The organism is Leuconostoc sp. DB-1 (genome assembly GCF_013414845.1).
Classification (GTDB): Bacteria; Bacillota; Bacilli; order Lactobacillales; family Lactobacillaceae; genus Leuconostoc; species Leuconostoc mesenteroides.
Genome location: NZ_JABFNJ010000001.1, coordinates 713165 through 735566, shown reverse-complemented (window position 1 = coordinate 735566; position 22402 = coordinate 713165). Strand labels below are relative to the sequence as shown.

At 36.1% G+C, this 22402-nt stretch carries 24 protein-coding genes and 2 riboswitches; of the genes, 4 read left to right on the top strand and 20 right to left on the bottom strand.

Annotated features, from left to right (window positions below; genetic code table 11):
- Positions 1 to 58: 58 nt before the first annotated feature.
- Entirely contained in the window at positions 59 to 1405 is a 1347-nt protein-coding gene (locus HFP47_RS03410; protein ID WP_179876036.1) for a hypothetical protein, read from the top strand.
- 139 nt (positions 1406 to 1544) lie between these two features.
- Positions 1545 to 2255 carry an acetolactate decarboxylase gene (gene budA, locus HFP47_RS03405; protein WP_048592963.1) on the top strand — a complete coding sequence of 237 codons (711 nt, stop codon included), beginning with the start codon at positions 1545 to 1547 and terminating at the stop codon, positions 2253 to 2255.
- Positions 2256 to 2342: 87 nt separating this feature from the next.
- Here the strand turns inward: budA and HFP47_RS03400 are convergent, their stop codons facing one another.
- The 3 genes from HFP47_RS03400 to HFP47_RS03390 form a co-directional block, all read right to left on the bottom strand.
- Entirely contained in the window at positions 2343 to 3281 is a 939-nt protein-coding gene (locus tag HFP47_RS03400) for a metal ABC transporter substrate-binding protein (protein ID WP_025268069.1), read from the bottom strand.
- Positions 3282 to 3363: 82 nt separating this feature from the next.
- Positions 3364 to 4206 carry a metal ABC transporter permease gene (locus HFP47_RS03395; RefSeq protein ID WP_014324683.1) on the bottom strand — a complete coding sequence of 281 codons (843 nt, stop codon included), beginning with the start codon at positions 4204 to 4206 and terminating at the stop codon, positions 3364 to 3366.
- The gene (locus HFP47_RS03390; RefSeq protein ID WP_025268068.1) at positions 4199 to 4942 is read right to left on the bottom strand and encodes a metal ABC transporter ATP-binding protein; all 744 of its coding nucleotides are present in this window, start codon (positions 4940 to 4942) and stop codon (positions 4199 to 4201) included. Before HFP47_RS03390 ends, HFP47_RS03395 begins: the two co-directional genes overlap by 8 nt.
- 407 nt (positions 4943 to 5349) lie before the next feature.
- Between HFP47_RS03390 and HFP47_RS03385 the strand changes: the two genes are divergently transcribed.
- The gene (locus HFP47_RS03385) at positions 5350 to 6174 is read left to right on the top strand and encodes a glycosyltransferase family 8 protein (RefSeq protein WP_179876035.1); all 825 of its coding nucleotides are present in this window, start codon (positions 5350 to 5352) and stop codon (positions 6172 to 6174) included.
- A 72-nt stretch (positions 6175 to 6246) separates the two neighbouring features.
- Here the strand turns inward: HFP47_RS03385 and HFP47_RS03380 are convergent, their stop codons facing one another.
- From HFP47_RS03380 to HFP47_RS03365, 4 genes are read right to left on the bottom strand one after another with little or no spacing between them, the layout of a single operon-like run.
- Entirely contained in the window at positions 6247 to 6606 is a 360-nt protein-coding gene (locus HFP47_RS03380; protein WP_042251754.1) for a DUF1304 domain-containing protein, read from the bottom strand.
- A gap of 17 nt (positions 6607 to 6623) precedes the next feature.
- The gene (locus tag HFP47_RS03375) at positions 6624 to 7562 is read right to left on the bottom strand and encodes an NADP-dependent oxidoreductase (RefSeq protein WP_061514832.1); all 939 of its coding nucleotides are present in this window, start codon (positions 7560 to 7562) and stop codon (positions 6624 to 6626) included.
- A 16-nt stretch (positions 7563 to 7578) separates the two neighbouring features.
- On the bottom strand, positions 7579 to 8919 hold the full coding sequence (locus tag HFP47_RS03370; RefSeq protein ID WP_042251760.1) for an NAD(P)/FAD-dependent oxidoreductase: 1341 nt from the start codon (positions 8917 to 8919) through the stop codon (positions 7579 to 7581).
- On the bottom strand, positions 8909 to 9376 hold the full coding sequence (locus HFP47_RS03365; protein ID WP_061514831.1) for a MarR family winged helix-turn-helix transcriptional regulator: 468 nt from the start codon (positions 9374 to 9376) through the stop codon (positions 8909 to 8911). Before HFP47_RS03365 ends, HFP47_RS03370 begins: the two co-directional genes overlap by 11 nt.
- A 193-nt stretch (positions 9377 to 9569) precedes the next feature.
- Between HFP47_RS03365 and HFP47_RS03360 the strand changes: the two genes are divergently transcribed.
- A complete protein-coding gene (locus HFP47_RS03360; protein WP_011679704.1) occupies positions 9570 to 9929 on the top strand; it encodes a helix-turn-helix domain-containing protein in 360 nt (119 codons plus the stop codon).
- An 86-nt stretch (positions 9930 to 10015) separates the two neighbouring features.
- Here HFP47_RS03360 and HFP47_RS03355 read toward each other — a convergent pair whose 3' ends face one another.
- The 13 genes from HFP47_RS03355 to celB all read right to left on the bottom strand — a co-directional run bounded on the left by HFP47_RS03355 (position 10016) and on the right by celB (position 22392).
- Positions 10016 to 10582, bottom strand: a complete 567-nt coding sequence (locus tag HFP47_RS03355; protein ID WP_061514830.1) for an NADPH-dependent F420 reductase — start codon at positions 10580 to 10582, stop codon at positions 10016 to 10018.
- A gap of 293 nt (positions 10583 to 10875) precedes the next feature.
- Positions 10876 to 10980 (bottom strand): putative holin-like toxin, encoded by a 105-nt coding sequence (locus HFP47_RS03350; RefSeq protein ID WP_011679702.1) that lies wholly within the window; start codon positions 10978 to 10980, stop codon positions 10876 to 10878.
- A 169-nt stretch (positions 10981 to 11149) separates the two neighbouring features.
- On the bottom strand, positions 11150 to 12574 hold the full coding sequence (locus HFP47_RS03345; RefSeq protein ID WP_179876034.1) for a glycoside hydrolase family 1 protein: 1425 nt from the start codon (positions 12572 to 12574) through the stop codon (positions 11150 to 11152).
- Complete coding sequence (locus HFP47_RS03340) at positions 12567 to 12896, bottom strand: PTS lactose/cellobiose transporter subunit IIA (RefSeq protein ID WP_218925553.1); 330 nt, start codon at positions 12894 to 12896, stop codon at positions 12567 to 12569. The genes HFP47_RS03345 and HFP47_RS03340 overlap by 8 nt, the downstream gene beginning before the upstream one ends.
- A gap of 5 nt (positions 12897 to 12901) precedes the next feature.
- On the bottom strand, positions 12902 to 14140 hold the full coding sequence (locus tag HFP47_RS03335) for a PTS sugar transporter subunit IIC (protein WP_257229702.1): 1239 nt from the start codon (positions 14138 to 14140) through the stop codon (positions 12902 to 12904).
- Between the two features lie 14 nt (positions 14141 to 14154).
- On the bottom strand, positions 14155 to 14460 hold the full coding sequence (locus HFP47_RS03330; protein ID WP_011679698.1) for a PTS sugar transporter subunit IIB: 306 nt from the start codon (positions 14458 to 14460) through the stop codon (positions 14155 to 14157).
- A 19-nt stretch (positions 14461 to 14479) separates the two neighbouring features.
- Entirely contained in the window at positions 14480 to 15307 is an 828-nt protein-coding gene (locus tag HFP47_RS03325; protein ID WP_179876033.1) for a hydroxyethylthiazole kinase, read from the bottom strand.
- A 7-nt stretch (positions 15308 to 15314) separates the two neighbouring features.
- Complete coding sequence (gene thiW, locus HFP47_RS03320) at positions 15315 to 15824, bottom strand: energy coupling factor transporter S component ThiW (protein ID WP_011679696.1); 510 nt, start codon at positions 15822 to 15824, stop codon at positions 15315 to 15317.
- 60 nt (positions 15825 to 15884) lie between these two features.
- Complete coding sequence (locus HFP47_RS03315) at positions 15885 to 16652, bottom strand: SDR family oxidoreductase (protein ID WP_179876032.1); 768 nt, start codon at positions 16650 to 16652, stop codon at positions 15885 to 15887.
- A 12-nt stretch (positions 16653 to 16664) separates the two neighbouring features.
- Positions 16665 to 18131, bottom strand: a complete 1467-nt coding sequence (locus HFP47_RS03310) for an acyl-CoA reductase (RefSeq protein WP_071951937.1) — start codon at positions 18129 to 18131, stop codon at positions 16665 to 16667.
- An 11-nt stretch (positions 18132 to 18142) separates the two neighbouring features.
- On the bottom strand, positions 18143 to 18661 hold the full coding sequence (locus HFP47_RS10600; protein WP_257229701.1) for a hypothetical protein: 519 nt from the start codon (positions 18659 to 18661) through the stop codon (positions 18143 to 18145).
- Positions 18662 to 19246: 585 nt separating this feature from the next.
- Positions 19247 to 20533: a solute carrier family 23 protein gene (locus HFP47_RS03300; protein WP_179876031.1), complete on the bottom strand. Its 1287-nt coding sequence runs from the start codon at positions 20531 to 20533 to the stop codon at positions 19247 to 19249.
- Between the two features lie 77 nt (positions 20534 to 20610).
- Positions 20611 to 20710: riboswitch (TPP riboswitch) on the bottom strand.
- A gap of 82 nt (positions 20711 to 20792) precedes the next feature.
- A riboswitch (TPP riboswitch) is annotated at positions 20793 to 20882 on the bottom strand.
- A gap of 175 nt (positions 20883 to 21057) precedes the next feature.
- Entirely contained in the window at positions 21058 to 22392 is a 1335-nt protein-coding gene (gene celB, locus HFP47_RS03295) for a PTS cellobiose transporter subunit IIC (protein ID WP_179876393.1), read from the bottom strand.
- Between the last annotated feature and the right edge of the window lie 10 nt (positions 22393 to 22402).

Here is a 22402-nt window from a genome sequence, read left to right as displayed (position 1 = left end):
GTATTGTCATGGTCATCAGTTGATGGCTAATAACTTAACATCTTAAAGGAGAACAACCATGACAACATCAACTACATTAAATACAACTTATCAAGATATTTTTAAGACAGAAAACGGAAAAACCTACTTATCGGCATTACCAAAACTCGAAAAGATTACTTCAGGGCAATCATTTTTGTATCGCCAAAATGGTGCGCCTAGCATGGTAATCGACATTAGATTAACTAATGATATCGATGCAGCATATTTACAACAATCTGTATATAAGTCCTTGCAACGCTATCCGTACTTGACTAGTCAATTAGTTGAAAAAGATGCCAACTATTATTTATCTAAAAATGATCGCCCGCTAATTGTAGCTGAGACAGATCAGCTACGCGCTCTGGGTAGTGATGAGGTGAACCAACACCTCATCGATGTTACTTTCTCAGAAAAAACCATTTTCATTGCTTATCATCATGCAATTGCAGACGGACGCGGTATTATGCCATTCGTTGAAACGTTACTTTATTACTACTTAGGGTACAAAAGCAATACTTGGCCAGAAATTGAACATATTAATTTGAGCGACGATACTATGTCAGAAGATGAAATGTTAGAGCCACTTGAGAACCTAGAATCCCAACCAATTTCAGAAACTAATAAAATGCCTGATCTGAATCATCGTGGATACCAACTTTTAGAAACCAAGGGTCAAGATGCAACAAAAAGTAGCTATCGCTATGAAATCGTCTTAGATCAAGAAAGTTTTATGACATATGCTAAGAAACATAATGCTACACCTGCTATCGCTGTCGCAATTATTATGGCGCAAGCAATTCAAAAAGCCTATCCTGATTTTGAATTACCGATTGTTGCTCATATGGCAAGTGATCTTCGTTTAGGCGTAACTAATCAAAACACTTCCCGAAACTGTGTTGGCAGCATTGCATTACCAGTTAATCAACCTATTGTTGATGACGAAGATTTTACAGCCGTTGCCACAGAATTTAGAAACTTAATTAAACAAAGCAAACAAATCAGCAACTTAAGGGCCAATGTTAATCAAATGGCAAATCTGTTTGAAAAACTAGATTCCTTACCCACTATTGAAGCTAAGCAACAAATGCTGTCTTTCTTCGAAAATATTCTTCTCAATACTTTCATCATTAGTTATTCCGGTCAAACTAAACTGGGAGAATTAGAACAATATATTGATGAAATGCATACCTATATGAGCGGAACAAATGGGTTATCTATTGAAATGCTAGCCATTAATGGTGGCATTTCAGTAGATATTCTGCAAAGCTTTGAAAGCGATGTATATGTCAAAGATTTCACAGACATCTTAGCTGCTAATAATATCGATTTTAAAATCAATGACACCGTGTTATTCGAAGTACCTAATGATAAACTCTCTCGATGAACATGACTAACTAATTGTTTCATCATTTTACCGTTAACTAAAGCCACTGTAATCAGTGGCTTTTAATCTTGAATAAATATTAAAATGGTTTACTTTTAGTAAGTAAAAATAAAACACTTTAATTAAAAAAGAGGTCATTATGTCTACAATTTATCAACATGGAACGTTAGAATTAATTATGTCAGGATTATATGACGGTACGGCACCGTTGTCGTCAATATTGAATCATGGTTCGAGTGGCATTGGAACAATGGATGAACTTGATGGTGAAGTTACAATCATAGAAAATAGCGTATATCAAACGAAAGCGAATGGTGTAACTAAAGAAATCACAGATTTATCGTTGGAAACACCTTTTACTTCCATCCATTCTCAATCAGAGTTATACTATTTTCTTCAAGAAAAATTTTTAACTTTTGATAGTTTAAACAATATATCCAAACAACATCAGAGCTGGGCTAATTTACCAGCTAGTATTCAAATGAATGCTAGTTTTTCGAAACTGAAGGTTCGTGTTGCTCCTAAGCAAATCAAGCCTTATCCACCCTTCGTTGATGTAACATTGAAACAACCAGTGTTTAATTATGAAAATGTTTCTGGTACTTTAATTGGTGATTTTGGTCCTGACCTTTATTCTGGCATTATGGCGAGTGGGTGGCATCTTCATTTTTTAAGTGATGATCGTACGATTGGCGGCCATGTTCTTGATTTCAATGCGAGCGATGTATTCGGTAGAATTGATTTATTCAATGAACTCAACATCGCTTTGCCTACTGATAATCCTGATTTCAATAATCATGAAGCCGACATATTGAATATTCGTGAGGCCATCGATGTAGCAGAAAGATAAACAACTAAAACTTAATAACAATAAAAACACCGTAACTATTTGAATAGTTGCGGTGTTTTTATGAATAAGGTTTGCACTATTTATGTTTTACTTTGACAAACCTTCCGAAATCTTATCTAGGTTCCATTTCATCATACCGTAATAAGTATCTGCTGCCTGTCCTTTTTTAGCCAAAGAATCAGTATAAATTTTTGAATAAATAGGTAGGCCGGTTTCTTTAGAAACCTTTTCCATTGCCTTTGGAGACACTGAGCTTTCCACGAATAATGAAGGTACGTTAGTAGCTTTAATTTTCTCCAATACTTGTTTCATCTGCTCAGGTGTACCTTGAGACTCTGTATTGATTTCCCAAATAAACGCTGGTGTGATACCGTAAGCTGCTGAGAAGTATTTGAATGCGCCTTCAGAAGTAACTAATAATTTCTTATTTTCAGGAATATTATTGAACTTAGTTTTGGCACTTTTATCTAACGCAGATAATTTCTTAACGTATGCTGCTGTGCGCTTCTTATATGTGCTAGCATTGTCTGGGTCTTTAGCAATTAATACTTTTTCAATGTTTTTAACATATTTAATACCATTTTGCATATCTAACCAAGCATGGGGGTCTAATTCATTTTCTTTACCCTTATCAGTTAAATGCTTAGCCACTACCCCCTTTGAGACGGCGAACACTTGCTTATTCGTTTTCTTTCCAGCGTTTTGATACATTTTCTTGAACCAGCCAGAACCACCAGTTTCAAGGTTTAATCCATTGTGAAAGAGTACGTCAGCCTCTTGGGCTGCTGAGACATCTTGTGGTCGTGGTTCATATTCGTGTGGATCGGTACCACGTGGCACAATTGTGTGTAAGTTGACCTTATTACCAGCAACTTCTTCAACCATGTTACCAATAATTGAGTTTGTCGCAACAACTTGCAACTTATCATGTTGGCTTGTTTTTCCCCCTTGACTACTATTAACAAACCACAGCACACCACCCAATATGACAACAACGGCCACTACGATAATACTTAAACGTTTAATCATTTTTAATTTCTCCACTATATTCTGCGTAACATACGCTGGCTTTGATAATTCTCTCTATTTAAATTAGACTGCTTTAATTTTAAGACTTTCTTTTGAAGACAATGCCTTGTTTTGGTGAAAAGATAAAGGCCAATGTAAAGAAAATTGCTGCTGTAAGAACAATTGCAGGACCTGACGCCCAGTTAAATGTGAAACTCAGGTATAAGCCTACAATTGATGATATTACAGAAAAGATAGCAGCAACAATCATCATATGAGACATACGATTTGTTAACAAGTAAGCCGTAGCTGCTGGTGTAATTAACATGGCCACAATTAAGATAATTCCGACTGTTTGCAAAGCTGTCACCGTAACTAAGGTCAAAACAAGCATTAGAGCGTAATGCATAATTTGAGTTTTAAGACCATAGGCTTTAGCGAAAGTATTGTCAAATGATGTGATAAGTAACTCTTTGTAAAAGGTAACAACAAACAATAATACTATAGAAAGCACGATTGCAGTAGTAATTAAATCACTGTCAGAAACAGCTAAGACGTTTCCAAATAAAATGTGATGCAAATTAGTAGCAGACTCTGCCAATGAAATAAGAATAAATCCCAATGCGAAGAAAGCTGAAAATACGATTCCTATGGCTGTGTCATTTTTCAACTTTGACTTCATCGTGACAACACCGATTAGTAATGCTGCCAAAATACCAAAGGCAGAAGCACCGAGTAACAAATTAATCCCGAGCATGTATGCAACCGCAACACCAGGTAATACGGCATGCGAAATTGCATCACCCATTAAAGACATGCCTCGTAATATGATGAAGGACCCGATAATTCCTGACATAATACCAACTAATATCGATGTAACTAATGCTGTTTGCAAGAAATTATATTTTGTTAGTCCGTCAATGAATAATTCAATACTATGCATGTTGATCCTCCTCTTCTTCAAACAAGATCGATGATAGATCACCACTAAATGCAGAGGCGATATTTTCTTTTGTGAAAACATCGGCTGTAGCCCCATATGCAGTAATACCGTGATTAATAATCACCAGATTATCAAAATAGGTTGTCACTTTATTCAAATCGTGATGTACAACAATAATTGTTTTTCCTGCAGTGCGCCATTGTTTTAAGATAGCCATAATATCGGCTTCAGACTTCATATCTATACCAACAAAGGGTTCATCTAAAATAATGACATCAGCATTTTGAACAATTGCACGCGCAACGAAAACACGTTGCAATTGTCCACCAGAGAGTTCGCCAATTTGTCGTTGGCTAAAGGTAGATAACTTAACGTCTTCTAATGCTTCCTTTGCGGCATCTTTTTCTTTTGTGCCGGGAACATTAAACAGGCCCAAATTAGGGTATGTGCCTGTTAAAACAGTATCAAAAACATTGATTGGAAAAGTTAAATCTAAAGCAGCACGTTGCTCCACATAAGCTATTTTCTTTAACTGCTTTGCGATTGGCTCGTCGTGTAACGTAACTTTACCATTCTGCTTGTTTATCAATCCTAAAATGCCTTTAATCATTGTTGATTTCCCTGCACCATTAGGTCCGATAATACCGGTAATTTTACCAGGCTCAAATTGAATTGATAGGTTCGTGAAAACCGGTGTGCCATCATAGGCCACCGTCAAATCGCGGACTTTAATCATAATTTTCTTACTCTCCTAATGTTCTTCGCATTAATTCGAGTGTGAGTTTTTAAATTTAGAGTGTTCTCAGCCAAAACTTTCGTGCACGCAAAAAAGGCGCGTTTAAAACCTACAGTTGAAATGAGTGCGTCGTAACATTGTTTATTTTCGAATTGATGAACTATCAACTAGCCGCTTCTTGGCTGACACAGCTAGTTGATAGTTTCCAATTACAAATTAAGTATATCATGGTTGCTTAAGAATGGCTACCAATTAGTCTTGATGGTGATTAAAAGCTTATGTTAATTGATGAAGATGTAGTCACTTTTTTCTCAATACTTCTAATAAAGTATGGATGCTGTATAATTTATGTTGCAAAGTATTTTATTAATAGACTGCTTAACATATAAAAAAAGGATCTCATAATAATGGAAGAAATAAACATTTTAGTCACTTTAGACAAGTCCTACATAAAACCTTTAAAAGTTATGCTCTTGTCGCTGAAAGCAACGAATGTTGATTGTAGATTTTCTATTTGGCTGCTACACGATTCGATACCAGAAGCGGAAATAAACCATTTGAGAGGCTTTACAGACAAATTGGATTATGATTTTCACCCATTAAAAATTGACGCAACTTATTGGCAAACCGCCCCCACGCTTAAACAATATCCAACGGAAATGTATTACCGATTGCTTTGCACTGAATATCTGCCAGCAGATTTAGAACGCATAATTTACTTAGACCCTGATACTTTGATATTGAACCCAATTGAAGCACTATGGTCGATAGACTTAAAAGGTAATATGATAGCGGCAGCAAGCCATTTAGGTCTAACGGGAATCAATCAGACGATTAATAATGTTAGATTGCGAACTAAAAGTGAATACTTTAATTCTGGTGTGATGCTTTTAGATTTAAACAAAATGCGTGCAAAAGTTAATAAAAGTGATATTTTAGACCTAATTAAGGATCATGCCAAAAAGCTCGTACTCCCTGATCAAGATATTTTGAATTATTTATATGGTAATCAAATCTTGAGTATACCGGAAGAAATTTGGAATTTTGATACGCGAGATAACATCGTTCACTTTGCTAAGAGCCGAGGTCAGGTCGATACAAACTGGGTGATAGCCAATACATCTATTTTACATTTTTGTGGTCGTCCGAAACCTTGGGATAAACACAGCATTAATCGCTTCACTATTCTTTATCAACATTACCAGCGCATACTAGAATTAAACTATAATTGATATTTTTTTGCAAAAAAAAAAACGCAGCAGTTGCTACGCTTTTTTTATTTGGTAATATTAGCTGGTTAAAGACTACTTCAAAAATAGCAAAATTATTGCAATAAATGCCGGCAATCCCTGAACCAGGATAATCTTTTTCGTGGCCGTTAAAGCACCATAAACTGCAGCCAAGAAAATAAATAGCATTTCCATCTGTAACATCAAAACCTGTTGAGGGCCTGATAGAAACAACATAGTACCAATTACAAGCGCACCGAATAAGCCATTATAGATTCCTTGATTTGCTAATAACGTTTTAACCTCTGGTATCTGAACGAAAGATTCTTTAAGATCAAATGCTTTTGCCTGCTGTGAATCTGTACCAAACATTTCTACAAACATAATACCAATAGCCTCTAGACTAACTAATGTAACCATAATATAAGCAAACATTTATTTCTCCTCTGTATTTACTCTTTAATTTGAACTACTACTTTCCCTCGGGCGTGGTGTGTTTCACTCCGCTCGTGGGCTGACTGAATACCTTCTGTAGTTAATGGATAAAGAGAATCCACAACAATTTGAAGCTCACCCTTTGCGATGTAGGATGCTAAAATTGCTAAATCTTGCCCGTTCGGGTTTAGCCACCCTTCTGTCACGGTCTTGTCTGAGGTGTTTTTCTGTTGGTCAGTTAACGCATTAGAAATAGTGACAAGATGGCCACTGGATTTAAGGATGGCAATCCCATTATCAACATCACCAACTGTGTCCAACACAGCATCGAAATCAGACAACACATCTTGAATATTGTTTTTGTGATAATCAATTACAGAATCCGCACCTAAAGATTTTACAAATTCATGATTATTTTGACTAGCAGTTGTTACTACATATGCGCCAATCATTTTAGCCAGCTGAATTGCATAAATACCTACCCCACCAGCACCAGCTTGAATTAGTATTTTCTGATTGGATGATAACTGAAGTTTTCTAAGCATTTGTAAGGCAGTTAGCCCAGCTAAAGGAACGGCAGCAGCCTCAACAAAGCTAATGTTATTTGGTTTTAGTGCCAGTTTATCCGCTTTAACAGCTGTATATTCTGCATACGAACCATTCACTCCTTTTGTGTCAATATCTGGCCGAGCAAACACTGGATCTCCAACTTTAAAACTTGTTACGTCATCTCCAGTAGAAGCAACTATTCCAGCGATGTCCCAACCTAAAATGACCGGGAATTGCCATGGAAACATCCGTTTTAATAATCCCTCTCGCGCTTTGTAGTCAATTGGATTAATACTCGTGGCCATATTTTCTACTAAAACCTCGTCCGATTTTATTTTAGGAATAGGCATGTCGATAACCTCTAGCTGCTCTCTACCACCATAGTGATTAATCACTGCTGCTTTCATAATAAGGCCTCCTTACTTAGGCTAAATAATTGGCAATCATTGGCAATATAATACCTGAGTCAGTTGGAAACGCATAAATTTGCGACTTAATGTCCGAACTTGTGTACTGCTGATTAATCACAGGAACCAGTGCATTGACAACCTCTGGGGCAAAATCACCGATTAAAGCTGCTCCAACCAGCTGTTTGTTTTTATTCACTACGATTTTAATTGCTGCGTGAACATCGTTTAGTGTCTGAAATCGCATAACTCTCCCATAAGGAATTTCATGAACTTGTAAGTTCTCATCCTTAGCCGCTTCGTCAATGGTTACCCCTATTTGTGCTACACGAGGCAATGTAAAAGCGACTGTTGGCACTACAGGATAATTTATGGGTTCCTGATTACCTAATAATACGCTAGCAATATAATTCGATTCAAAAGTAGCAGTTGGTGTTAATCTTGGTATTGCTTTAGAGATTACATCGCCGCTGGCGTAAATATTGTCAATAGAAGTTTGTAAATGATCGTTAACTAAAATACCTTGCTTATCATACAAAACATTAATGTCGTCTAAGGCTAATTCTTCAATATTGGGCACACGACCTGTTGTATCCATAACGTAGTCAACATAATAGGTTTCTCCCTGCGCTGTATCAACTTGATATTGCCCATTTTCAAGTAACGATACACTTGAAACAGCTTGGTTAAACGTAAAATGGATGCCTTTTTCGGTCATATCCTCGATGACCTTTTGAGAGTAGACTTCATCAAATCCATTTAAAACATGGTTCCCGTATTCAATTAAAGTGACATCACTCCCAGCGGCATGTGCAATTGAAGCAAATTCCATCGCAATATAACCAGCGCCAACGAATAGAATTGACTTTGGCATATCAGGTAAGTCGAGAAAGTCTGTGCTGTCCTTCATAAACTCTGAACCAGAAATTGGTAGTTTTGCAGGTCGTTGACCAGTAGCAATCACAAATTTTTCAGCCTGATAAACTTGATCAACAACAACAATTTTTTCGTTATTCAAAAATTTGGCGTGCCCATTAATAATGTCAATTCCATCAACAGACAGCATGTGTGCTAAACCGCCTGATAAAGGATCAATCACTTGGTGCTTATAAGCCATTAATTCTGGCCAAATGATGTTGGGAGTGTCATTAATTCCGATACCGTGGTAATGATTCAAATGATGCATCATTTCAGCTGGGCCATCTAACAGTATTTTGGCATTACAACCAAAATTTGTGCATGTACCAGCAACCTTGTTTTCTTCCACTAAGGCTACTTTTTTTCCTGAGCGAGCTAACGTTTGTGCCCCGTGCCATGCAGCATGACCACTACCAATAAAAATAACATCATAATTCATCTTCATACCTCTTTTTTTCTTGTATCATCTTTTTTAAGACCTGATTAAGCGCTTGATTTTCTCGTAATACCTCTTCAATTGGACGTCCACTTTGATGTATTAGGTTGTCACGCATAATTCTGATTTCATACAAAATACGTTCAAAAGTAGTTACCTTCTGATCAGACATTTTTAAACCCTTGACGCGTCTGTCCTGTGAACTTTGCACCTTAATAATCCAAGACTTATTGACAAGTTTCTCAATTACAGGTGTCAATGTATTACTTGACAACTCAAGCTCGGCACCGATATCCATTAATTTCACCGAATTCTGTTTATAAATAATCAGTAAGCTCATATATTGCAAATATGATAAATCATATTTTTCTAGTACATAACCGTACAGATGATGAAAATAACGATTTGTATTATATATTGACAAGCACAATTCGTCGTAAAGATGTTTATCTTTATTCATATCGTAACCTCCTAAATAATATTATATCGCATACGATATATATTGCAAATAGTACATTTCAACTTTAAAAAAAATGACTGATTATATGTTGTAGTTATTTGCCATATCATCAAAGAAAGCCTATAATACTTAAAAGATACTAAAAGTAACCTACACACTTTCAGTATCTTTTAAAATAAAAAGGATAATCATTATGTCTAGAAAATTATTAGAACAAAATGGCATCTGCCCTGTAGCAACGACTATTGACCTGCTCAGCAGCAAATGGAAGGTATTAATTATTCGTGATCTTTTACCTGGAACAAAACGTTTTTCAGAATTAAAAATTAGTGTGGCCGGTATTAGTCAAAAAATGTTAACGCAAAGTTTGAGAGAGATGGAAGAAGACGGTCTTGTTGTTCGTCAGGTCTTTGCTGTAGTACCTCTTAAAGTAGAGTATAGTTTATCAACCTTGGGACAAAGTATGCGTCCAGTTATTGATTCGATGGCTGACTGGGGTAGTTTCTATCTTGACGAAAATCCAGACAAAAGAAAAGCTTTGCTGGAACAATAAAATTAAAACATATACATTTTTCGAATGAATGTATATGCAAAATAAAAAGCAACTATTTTAAAGATAGTTGCTTTTTATTTTGCAATTTACTTAGTGACTGAAAAGCCACCTGTCCAGCCAATTTGTTCACTAGCTGCTAAGGTCATCTGTAGAAAACCAGTTGCTTCTAATTCACGAGCTCGATTAAGTTGACCCGCATCGAGAACATTTAAGTCGCTATCATTCAAAGCGTCGTTAAATAGCTTCTTTCCTTCATCATTTCCTGCCACCAAAACGGTTGTTGTATTTCCACCAATCGTTCCACTTTGTAGCGTAGCAGCAAAATTTGTATTAAATGCTTTAAGTACTATGCTATCTGGTAACTTATTTTGTAGTTCTTCTGCTGCTGAACTATCAGCGGGAACAACTAATTCATTCCATGTCTCAAAGTTCAAGGGATTTGTTATATCAACAACAACTTTTCCTTTTAATTCTTGTTTGTATTGTTGAGCGATTGTATCTAAAGCAGGATAAGGCACAGCCAAAATAACTAATTCACTAAGACTTGTCGCTGTATCCTCTGAAGTTAAATAGTTGACATCATTGCCAGCTTTTTCAAAATTAGCTCCGATTGCCTGTCCCATATTGCCTTTACCAAAAATTGTTACTTTCATGATGAAACCTCATTTCTATAATTATTTGTTTTGTTCACTACAATAACTATAGTACATTTGCGAACTAATTGATAGTAGGCAGTTTATAGTTATTTAGTATATAAAAGTAACTAACTGATAAATAAGCGTTTATGGAGTTTCTTTATCTGTTAATCCATAATACTATAACTATGTGGTATAATATAAACATGAAAAGAGCCATAGCGCAAACTATGACTCTCCAACAAACCCGTTTAGACGGTGGCTAAAGTTAATAATCTTGAATGACCATCAGCTCTGCCAAGCTAAGATGGTCATTTTTTATTGCTGTTTTTTATCAGCTCAACAACTAATCCGAGAAGCATTAGAACAAAAGTTCCAAAGCCTAACATTAGTTGCACAGCATCCGAAACGGACACTAGGCATCTCCTTTCCTAGAATCTGGGCCTCTAGCTTTTACACCATAAGCACCACCTCCATTCGGATAGCCACCATCTTAACTTGTTTGCTGATACTAGTATATCATATTCGCACAGAGTGAATTTTTGAAAACTGACCATCTGATATCAGCTAGAATCAATGCTGCTTCTATTCAATATACTGTTTGTACCAATAAAAACTATCCTTTTTTATTCTCTTACCGCTGCCAATACCAAAATCATTTAAGTCAACATAAATTAGTCCATATCTTTTGTGCATTTGACCAGATCCAGAACTTACAATATCAATCGGAGACCAGTAAAAGTATCCAATGACATTAACGCCCTCCTGTATTGATAATTGTAACTGAGAAAGGTGTTTTCTTAGATAATCAATTCGATAAGAATCATGAATTTTCTTTTTACTAGATAATGTTTCTTCTGCTCCCAATCCATTTTCTAAAATTATAATTGGCATAGATGGATACTTGTCTGTATACCTCCGCAATGCAATACGTAAGCCAACTGGATCAATCCCCCATCCCCATTTCGTAGCTTTTAAGTGTTTATTGGATGTCTCATCGCGAATATTCCAGTCATTTATTTCAAATAAGGATGGCGTTGATTGATCAACAACCGTGGTTACATAATAACTAATTCCAAGAAAATCAATTGTATTATGCAATAATAGCCGTTGATCCTCCGCTGTAATGTCTAAATCAACACCATTTTTCTTGAAATAATTTAAAATAAATTTTGAATATCTTCCTCGTACCAGTACATCACTACAAAAATCTGATATCAAAATGGATTCTTGATTCGACAACACATCATTTGGTTCAGGGGATCTTGGATAAGATGTCATATCGTAAACACTAGCCCCAATTAAGACACTAGAATTCATTTGTTGTGCAATTTGTTTAACTTTTGCTGTCGCCACTAATTGGTGGTGCATGGCTTGAAACTTGTCGTGTTGGAACAATTCTTTTGATACATAATCATCTATTAGTAATCCCAACGCAGAAAACGGATCTGTTAACCCAGAATTGATTTGATTAAATGTAAGCCAATATTTAACTTCTGGAAATGCGTGCAGTAATGTTTGCACGTAGTTAGTATAAAAATCAATCAATTTTCGATTTTTCCAACCACCATAATTTGTAATTAGCTTAACGGGCATTTCATAATGTGAAATAGTGATTACTGGTTCAATGCCTAACAAACTAAGCTTATCGATCACCTTTTTATAAAAGGCTAGCCCCTGTTCATTAGGTGTCGTTTCATCCCCATTGGGAAAAATTCTAGACCATGCAATGGAAATACGTAATGAGTTAATGCCTAATTCTGAAATAAGTGCCAAATCCTCATCAAACTGGTTAAAAAAATCGATACCAGTTCTTCTCGGAAAATAACTGTTTTCATCAGCTAAGCAGTTATTCAGTTCAAATGAAGAAGTGATTTTAGACGACTTATTCAATGGAATAAGATCTGTTTGCGATACACCTTTGCCCGCGGATTTGTATCCGCCCTCGGCTTGATTCGCTGAAAATGAGCCACCCCATAAAAAGGATTGTGGGAAATGATCTTTACTCATGATTTTTCACTTCACTTTTCATAATAATTGACATTTTTTTGGCCATGTTTAACTCGCTCATTGTAATCATCAAAGAATCTTGCGCATGATTAAATAAAACAGAATATGGAATATGTGTACCCGACGCTTCTAAGCTCATATAACGACTTTGTATTTTGTGCGCATTATTTAATAGTGATTCGGCTTCATCTAATAAAGATCGTGTTTTAGAAAATTGATGCTGCGCGATTTTTTCTAGTGCTGTCATAATCAACTGTCTAGCATCTCCAGCCCATACAATGATTTGCATGGCATCATTTGTTAAATCATATTTGCTGTTCATATCCACTAGTTCTTTCTATTCTCCAACTCATTAGTTAACAGCTGGGCATCATAGTACTTAAAGAATGGATAATATATTGTCCAAGAAAGTATGAACAAAATGACAAATAATAATACGCCCTTAATGCCAGTGGTGATGTACGTTGAAACTGGGAATGGCAAATACCAAATCCAGAAGACTTTATCGGGAATTGGAACAATATTTAAACGCATCGCTGCACCAGCAACTGCTGGAATTAGAATACCATTCAACCACATCGGTATCATTAATAAAGGATTAAATGCAATAGGAGCTCCATAAACTAAGGGCTCATTAATATTGAGAATAGAAGCAGGAAAAGTTGCTCGACCAACTGCTTTTAGTTGTTGTGATTTTGAGAGAAATAGCATCATAATTGCTAAAGTAATCGTAAATCCAATTCCCCCTGCTGCAATAAATCCCGTATAAAAAACTTCTTGGGTTGTGATATTCACTGCTTTTAAGCCATGGGCAGCTAGTCGCTCATTCTCTGCGATACCGCTAAGCATAATAGGTAAAATAATTGGTGATAATGTCCACGTACTAATACCAAACGAATAAAATAAACTATATACAAATCCAATAACAATAAAGCCTATGTAGCTTTGACCAATGATTGATAATGGTGAAAAAAGTGAAGTAACAATTTTAAATGGGTCAATATTTTTAGCGGTTAAGCCTAACCACCCTATGAATATGATAAATGTTATTGGTATCAAAGAGTCAAATAGATTGACAATAAACTCTGGCATTAATGTATCTTTTTTAAAAAAAGAATATCTGCTAGCGAATAGTATTATTGCAGTTACTACTATTCCTGCGATAATGGACAAAAATAGTCCTGCAGAACCAAAGCGGCTGAGTTCAAACGTTACATGATTGCCTGAACCATCAAATTTTGGTTTGATGAGCATTAAGTATAATGCCAATGATGTAAAACTCGCTAACATCTTTTTATCGTTCTTTTTTTGTTGAAGAATATTATAGGGAATAAGGAAGGCGACAAAAAGTCCCACCATTCCAAATGTAAAGGTTGACATGTAGCCTAAATCAGGGATTAGATTAGCTTTAATATTATTTATTAAACTAATTACAGTAATTAACGACCCAATGATTATAAAGGATAAAATCAACGTAATGGATTTCTGAATACCTTGTATCCATGAATTTGAGGTAACATCGTTTACCTTTTTAATAAACTGACTATTTAAAATATTATTCATCATTATTCTTTCAAATTTTACATTTTTTGTATTTGGTTTAGGACTGCGTTGCCGTCTAAGAGTCCATAAACTTTTGAGGGAATCACAGCAACTTTTATATTACTGTTCGCTACTGACAATCGTATTTCACTTTCTGCATACTTTAATTGTGGTGAAATTAATAAATAATCGATACGATCAATGTATTCATCAATTTGAGTCATACTTGCCGCATGAACTTGACAAGCTTGCTGATTTTCATTTGATGCTTGACGAATTTTTTGAGCCATAAAGCTGCTTGAAGCACCTGTATTACATATCAACAGAATATTTTTGGTTGCCATTATTTTTTTCTTCCTAGATTCAAAAATTCGAATACTTAATTTTCGTTGCCCACTGTTGATTTCTCCCTAGCAAATCAATTTGGTTAAGAACTTCTCGTCTAAAGTTTTCCATGCCGTTTGTTAATGACAATGCTTTTTCAGCAGCTACATTGAGGTAGCTAATTGCAAATTGACTAGCAACCCACGGATCTTCACCGACCGCGACCGCGAGAAGTGTAGTTATAATTGCGCCAACCATGTCTCCTGTCCCAACAAACTTATCCAATTCATCGACGCCATTGCTCAAAATAAGGTGTTTATCATTTTGAACAATGACATCCTTTTTCCCTGTTGCCACAAACACAGTATCGGCATACTCAGTTGTTATTTGTTTCAAAGACAAAATGAGATCTTTTAACGCCTGATCATGCTGATCAGAGCTAGCACCATCAATACCTTTTGCTAATGATGGTAAGCCGACAAATCTTCTGATTTCTGAAGTATTTCCTTTGATAACTGTTGGATGATTACGCGCCATAGCCATTCCTAACTTTGTTCGTTCATTAGTAATACCATAGCCTACCAGATCCACAACAGTCGGTTTTTTAGTCATATCTGCTAAAGAGCTAGCTTGACTGAGACTTTGTTCGTGTGACTCATTAAGTCGGCCCATGTTTAGTAGTAGAGCATCTGTTGACTGAAATAATGACGAAAATTCACGGGTATCACTACTCATGATAGGTTTACCACCAAGATACAATATAGTATTAGCCACCGTTTCTAACGTAATATCATTGGTTATGCAATGTACTAACGGTGCCTTTTGCAAAGGTAAAATTGATTTAATTTTTATTAATTCATTTTTCATAGCTATGCTACCCAACAAACATTCTCTGAATTTCTTTAAAAGAATTTATTTTTAGCAAATTTACTAAAACAAAATAAGCGATTACTGATCCAATTATGGTTGCACCCACAAAACGAGGTGTATACACAAACCAGTACAAGTTTTGTTGTTGTCCAGTAAACCAGACCATCACCGGAACTGAAATTAACGATCCTACAATTCCGGTCCCAAGAAATTCACCAAACATTGACCAATACATATTGCGTCCATACTTATACAAGATACCTGCACCGAAAGCACCAAAAATTGAACCAGTCAAAGCCAATGGGGGTATACCTAACATTAGCATTCTTATTATTCCAGTAACTACTGCCATAACAACTGCATATACTGGTCCTAGAATTACACCAGCAATAATATTCATGACACTGGACATTGGCGCCATACCTTCAATTCTAAAAATTGGAGATAACACGATATCTAGCGCTATCATAATTGTAACGACCATTATTTTTGTCAACTTAACATTTTTATTCATTATGATTTCCTTTTTAATATTCCATTGTGTTTTATATTTTAATTATTGTGTTGATTTCGATTAGAGCATAGTTAAACCACCATCTATGAACAGACATTGGCCGGTCATATTATTCGAAAGCTCTGAGGCCAGAAATACGGCTGAACCTGCCACATCCTCAGGAGTAGTTAAACGTTTAGTCGGTGTTTGCGCAATAAGTGCTTCCCGAATATCACGATGCGTGTACTTACTAGAAGCTGTTGGGTACGTCAATCCTGGTGCGATAGCATTTACTCGGATACCAAAAGCACCTAATTCACTAGCCATTGTACGTGTCAACCCAAGAACAGCAGATTTTCCGACAATGTAATCATGATAAGGGATTGCTGGAGACCTTATCAAATTACTTGTTATATTAATGATGCGACTGCTATTATTTGTTTTTAATCTTGATAAAGCACCTTGAGTAACGTTTAAAACTGCTTTTAAACTACCGTCGATTTGATTTTGGTAGTCACTCCACTTCAGTTGGTATAACATTTTTCGATGCTTAGGATCAAATTGATATTGACTTAATGCATTGTTTACAATGATATCGATCGTACCAAAATTTTCAAAAATATCGTATAGCATGTTTTTCACTTGTTTTTCATCACGTACGTCACATGCTATGGCAATTGCTTGACCACCATCTGAAATAATTTCTGCAACAACTTCATCGGCCTTTTTAGTATTTTCCAGGTAATTGATAATGACAAAGGCACCTTGTTTGGCATACTCTTTGGCAATGGCTGCCCCAATTCCTCGACTGGCTCCCGTCACCAGTGCAACTTTGTTTTTTAATAGCATTTTTTATTCTCCTCACTCCACATCCGGATCAAACTTCTCACTAGAGAATTCTAAGCTCTGCTCAATGTCTGTAACACGAACTAAATCCAATAAGTTAAAGCGTCCATCATGGTGCCAGCCACTGGAAACGTGATTCATCTTTCCCAGCGCACTCATTCGATTAACACCCACTTTCCCTAACATATCTGCCAACGAGAACAAACGATTCGGAGAAATCGCAATTCCTGCTGACTGTAAATATTGCTGATACGGTATGAGTACAGATGGTAAATCTGTCAAATCATTAACAACAAAAATATGAATTGAACGATTCAAAGGCGAGGCGCTAAATCCGATATTATTATGTAAAATAATAGTCCATGCGGTACTATTGTCACTTCGAAATACTGAGGTTGCTCCGTTTTTTATAGACGTTATCTCAGCTTCTTGCCGCATTTTTTCAATAGCGATTTTATCTGATTCGTGTATCGGTGCACGAGGATATTTGATTTGATAGTTATTTAACTCATTGGACAGGATACTCGCAAACTCTTGAGGCGTTATTGCCCCACCTCTTTCAATGAAAATTGACTGCGGAGCTAGACAGCTTTGCTGATCATAGGTGGCAATGTCCTCAGCTAAGTCTTTAATGACTTGAGCATAATACTCTGGTGTCAACGTCTCCCTACCAACTATTGCCAAACCGATTTTGTACCCATAACTTAAAATCTTCTTATTCAATGGTGTTTTGCTTTTTACAGATGCAACCGCTTCTTTACCACCACACACAACAATAGTATCGGCCAAATTAAGACAGCGCGCCTCGAATTTTCCACCACTATGCCATGGTAGAATGGCAATCGTATTTGCCAATTTTGGATCAATTTCAGCTAACGTCTGAACAAACAAGGCTGGCATAATAGGCTCTACAAAAGATGTTTTCCCCAGTGTTGGCGATTTTACAAGTAGTCCCATGATGAGTGTCCACAGTTGTATACCTGGCACGTTACCGGAAAATATTTGGAATATTAAATCTGGTCCGTAAAATTTTGAAAATCCACCGGAAAGGTTTGGCTGAAAATCATCCAACATTGCACCTGATTGTCCAAGTTCGGTATTCACAAATCGTTTTAATTCTTTCTTTCGAAATAAGCGAATAAAGTTTTTGAGCTCTAAACTAAATTGATCAGCGTCATAACCAGTTACCGCGGGGACTGCTTTTTCTGCTATTTTCCGAAGATGATACGATGGGTTAGTCCATTTTTCTGCTGCCCGAGCAATAATATCAATAATTTCATTCACTGTAAGATGCTTTAAATAATGATTACGGTTATGCGTTATTATTTTTGTAATCTCTTTTATTTCTTGTTCGGTTATTTTGGGATAACACAATACAAGATGATGTGTTTCATTTTCAACTACCTTTTCGGTTAAATCACCAAGGATAATGCTGTCTGGCGTGTAAAAAATATTAATTTTTGTCATTTCTTTATTAGACATTATTGACACCTTTATTGCAGTTGTAAAAGCTCATCAGCGGTGATGGAACAACCCTTAGCCACCGATCCTTTTGCTCTACCAATGACTGTGAATCCATGATTATTTTTGATAACAATGTCTTCAGTTAGAATTGATACGCAGGAATCCCAATTAGCTAAGTCGTAGTATGCCAATAGGCCACGTTGACCCTGTACAACAGGCTGTAACGTTTCAGTATCCAAGACCTGAGTTTTTACCCAAGCAGGTGCTATTTTATCAAAATAAACTGTTTTATTTTCTGAATGATCCATTAAATTTCTATCGTAACATTGAGAACTAATCTCTGTCATGCCGTACATATTTATAATTTGTTCGCGTGTCACCTTAAATGTGCTCTCCAAATCAGCATATAAGTCAGTCATACTCACTTCTTTTGACTTGCCCTTAAATCCACCAGTATCAAAAATAATGCTTTCTTTTGCCAGATTAAAGGATTGATGATGTTGCTGTAAGTATGCCAATAGATGAACATAAGAAAACGAAGCACCCAAAAGTAATATGGGCTCATGATTTTTTCTGCTTCTTGAAGAGCAACGATTAGTTCCGAATAGTTTAGTTGGTTATTTTCAAAAAAGATATGGCTATTTTCAGTACCAAATTCTCGTATAGCGGTTGATATATAGCGAGATAAAGAAGAGTTAGGGTTATCTGCCATACCCGGAAACAAAGAAAGTATTCTAATTTTATCCGTATTAGGCAAAACGTTTTTCTTGAATCCTGCCCGCATAGATTCTTCCCAAATATTTAAATTCGAGATATAATGTTTGCTTCTATGATTAATATTTGTTGTGCCACTCGAATAAAAAACATCCGCAGCTTGATTAATATCTTCGGTTGACAGAATTAATTCTTTGTACGCTTGAATCGGAATTAGCGGAACCTCGCGCCAGTTTTTTACAGTCAAGAGGTTTTTATGTCGCAATTGGGCAAATTTTTTATACGGTAAATTGTTTTGAAATTGATAAGCAAAAATGCGCATAACTAGCTGATTGAAGTCCGATTCATATCGCTCTGTTTGATGATCCTTGTATTTATTAATGAAAGTTAAAATGTCGCTTTGAATTTTTTTAGATTTTTCAATCATGAGATCCTCTTATATTTTTTATCATTCGTGGTAAGTTAACCAAGGCAAACTGTAAGATGATGGCAGACAACGCACCGACTAATATGCTATTAGATAATAATTCACCTGTAACACCTGACCAGCCGGTTGCATAGTTAGGCAGAGCAATCGCTAGTATGATAGACAATCCAATAATCATGTTATTTTCATTGTTGTCAGGCGCTCTTTTCAAAATGTTGAATCCAGTCAGAATTAAAGTTGTTGCTGCGGGCAAAAATATGCCCCCAATCACTGGACTAGGCGTTATTGCCAAAAACGCACCAATTTTAGGAACAAAACCTAGTACGACAAACAAAATCCCTGCAATAATTACTGGTATTCTCGAAACATTACCAGTTAAGTTTAAAATCCCTACATTCTGCGCAAAAGCAGTTGTTGGAAAGCCTCCGAACAAGGATGAAAACATTGATCCCGCAGATTCGCCAATTAGACCATTTTGAATGCGCCTTGGTGAAATATTTTCTTTTAAAGTATCGCCAGCTGCCTGATAGACACCTAAAGCCTCTACCACTGCAACCACATAGGCAACAAAGAATGTCAAAAACATGACCCAATTAAACTTTAGCGATCCATAAGGCAATAAATGAGGCATGCCAAACCATGATTTTGTTGATAATACGCTGTAATCTACGACACCTAACGAAACTGCTAGAATATCACCAACAATTAGCGCGATTAAAAAGGAAAAACGTTTCCAAAATCCCTTACCAAATATCGACAATAGAATGACAATAGTTGCTGTAGTAATAGACAAAATAAGTGTTGTTGGTGAAGAGAAACCTTTATCACCTGGATAAACACCTAAGAATTCAGATAGTGTGAATCCAGATAAAGAAATACCAACCAAAAATATTAGTGTTCCGGTAATTGCCGGTGTCAATAATTTGATTAGTTTATTGATAAGTCCTGTAACAGACAATAAAAATACAATGAGTGCACTCAGTAAAATTGAACCACTCGCCGTTGCTAACTGACCAGCTTTACCAGCATTAATCATTAACGCGTCAAAAGCAGCTGACGGCCCTTGAACAATAGGCAGCTTCGCTAATTTTGTTGCCTGTGTAAGCGTGACTAATCCTGAAACAATAAAAATCGTGTTCACAAGATTAGTTGATAAGTTCAGTGAGAGCCCTGCGGCAGCGGCAACATAAATTGGATCTAACCACACGTTAGAAACAAACACGTGCTGTATTCCAGCTAGGCCATGATCCATGATTCGGTTATGTTTTGGTGTCATCATAATTAAATTCCTTTTCCAATAAAAAAGTGCCCTTAAATACATAAAAAAGGACACTTTTGACAACAGTACATGTCGTTATCAAATATTGGTCACTTTCCTACGCTAGTATTAACTAGATCAGGTTCAAAGGGACCGATATACATCATCTCAGTCTTTGCGACGCCCCTAGTGATTATTATTCATTTTTCAAAAAAATCCTCTCAATAAGTCATTTTATGCAATAAAAAAACATTTTTCTCACCTAGAGAAAAATGCTACGTTAAAAAATGTAGCACTTTCCTACGCTGATGTTAATCAGTTCAGGTTCGAAGGGTTCTTCTCAGCCATTTTGGCGCCCCTAGCACAAGCATTATTGTATCATAAATTTTCTATTAAATGTAAGTAATTCATTCTATTTTTCACATAAGTTTGTCATTAAGTGATATCCTTACTGATGAAATTTACCTTTCACAAATCAGCCAGTCGAGAATATAAAAAATACCAGTCTGTTACTAAACACAGACCAGTATTTTGATGCCTCGTCATTAAGGCTGTACTTGTGTTTTCCCCTGCTCATCATTGTACAACTTAGTATCATATATTTTGATAAATGGTAAGTAAATAATGAAAGCTATTACAACACAGATTATTGCTAAGACTGCTGCTTTCCAATCAACGGTACTAATAAATGCACCGATTCCGGCTGGGGATGGCCATGGTGCTTGAATAACAATTGGCCGAATGATATGGAAGTTAATGGCTGCATAAGCAACGGAAGCTGTTGCCATTGGTGCCAAGAAAAATGGAATAGCTAGATAAGGATTATAAACAATTGGTAATCCAAATATTAACGGCTTGTTAATATTAAAAAGTGATGGTACGATTGAAGCTCGGCCTAAAACTTTTAGCTGTTCGGAACGTGCTAGTAAAGTAATAAATATGCATAATCCAAGTGTCGCACCAGAGCCACCTAAGATAGCAAAGGCATTATTAAATTCTCCAGCAAACGGTATGTTAGCCCCATTTGAATTTGCTACCATATTTGCTAAGAAGATAGGCGTAATAAATGCGGAAATAATGTTAGCGCCATGAATACCAACAATCCACAAGGCATGAATCAAGAACTCAATCACCATAATTCCTAGCCAGGTGCTAGTCATGCTTGTAACGAAGCTAAATGGTATTGCAATCATTTTGAAAATGTCAGTACCGAGTAACACTAAGGAACCATTAATACCCAGTACAACAAAAGCAATAACGAAAGTTGGAATCAATGCCGTAAATGATCTTGATACACCTTCCGGTACAGCATCCGGCATTTTAATCGTCCAGTTATGTTTCACACAGAATGAATACAACCAAACTGCTAAAATAGCCATAATAATCGCTGTGAAAATACCACTTGTTCCAACACGGTCGATTGTGCTAGTCATTCTAAATCCGTTGATAACTGTCTCGTCCTTGGATATAGTATTTAGCAGAACAATTTTTCCGCCTTTTAAAACCAATTCTGGCAAGCACATAAAGAATGCAAATAGTGATAAGAAGGCACCATTTAATGGCGCTACTTTTAGTTTATCTTCTGTTTGAATAATACGAGTTAATTCAAAACCAATTGCTAAACTAAAATACATGGCTAAGATACCCATGGTTGCTGTGTTGGCAATCATGTACAAATCGCTAAACTTAAAGAATGTTGCGTCGAAAAAATCATTTAAGAACGGAAATACTGTCGGCAATATATTCAAAACTAATATCATAGATCCAACAATTGTAAAAGGAATTGAAGCCATACCAGCAGCCATGATAGCTCTCACAATTCTATATTGGGAAACTTTGGTCATTGGTTTCAAAAGCACTTTTTGTAGGAAGTTAAACATAGGTCCATTT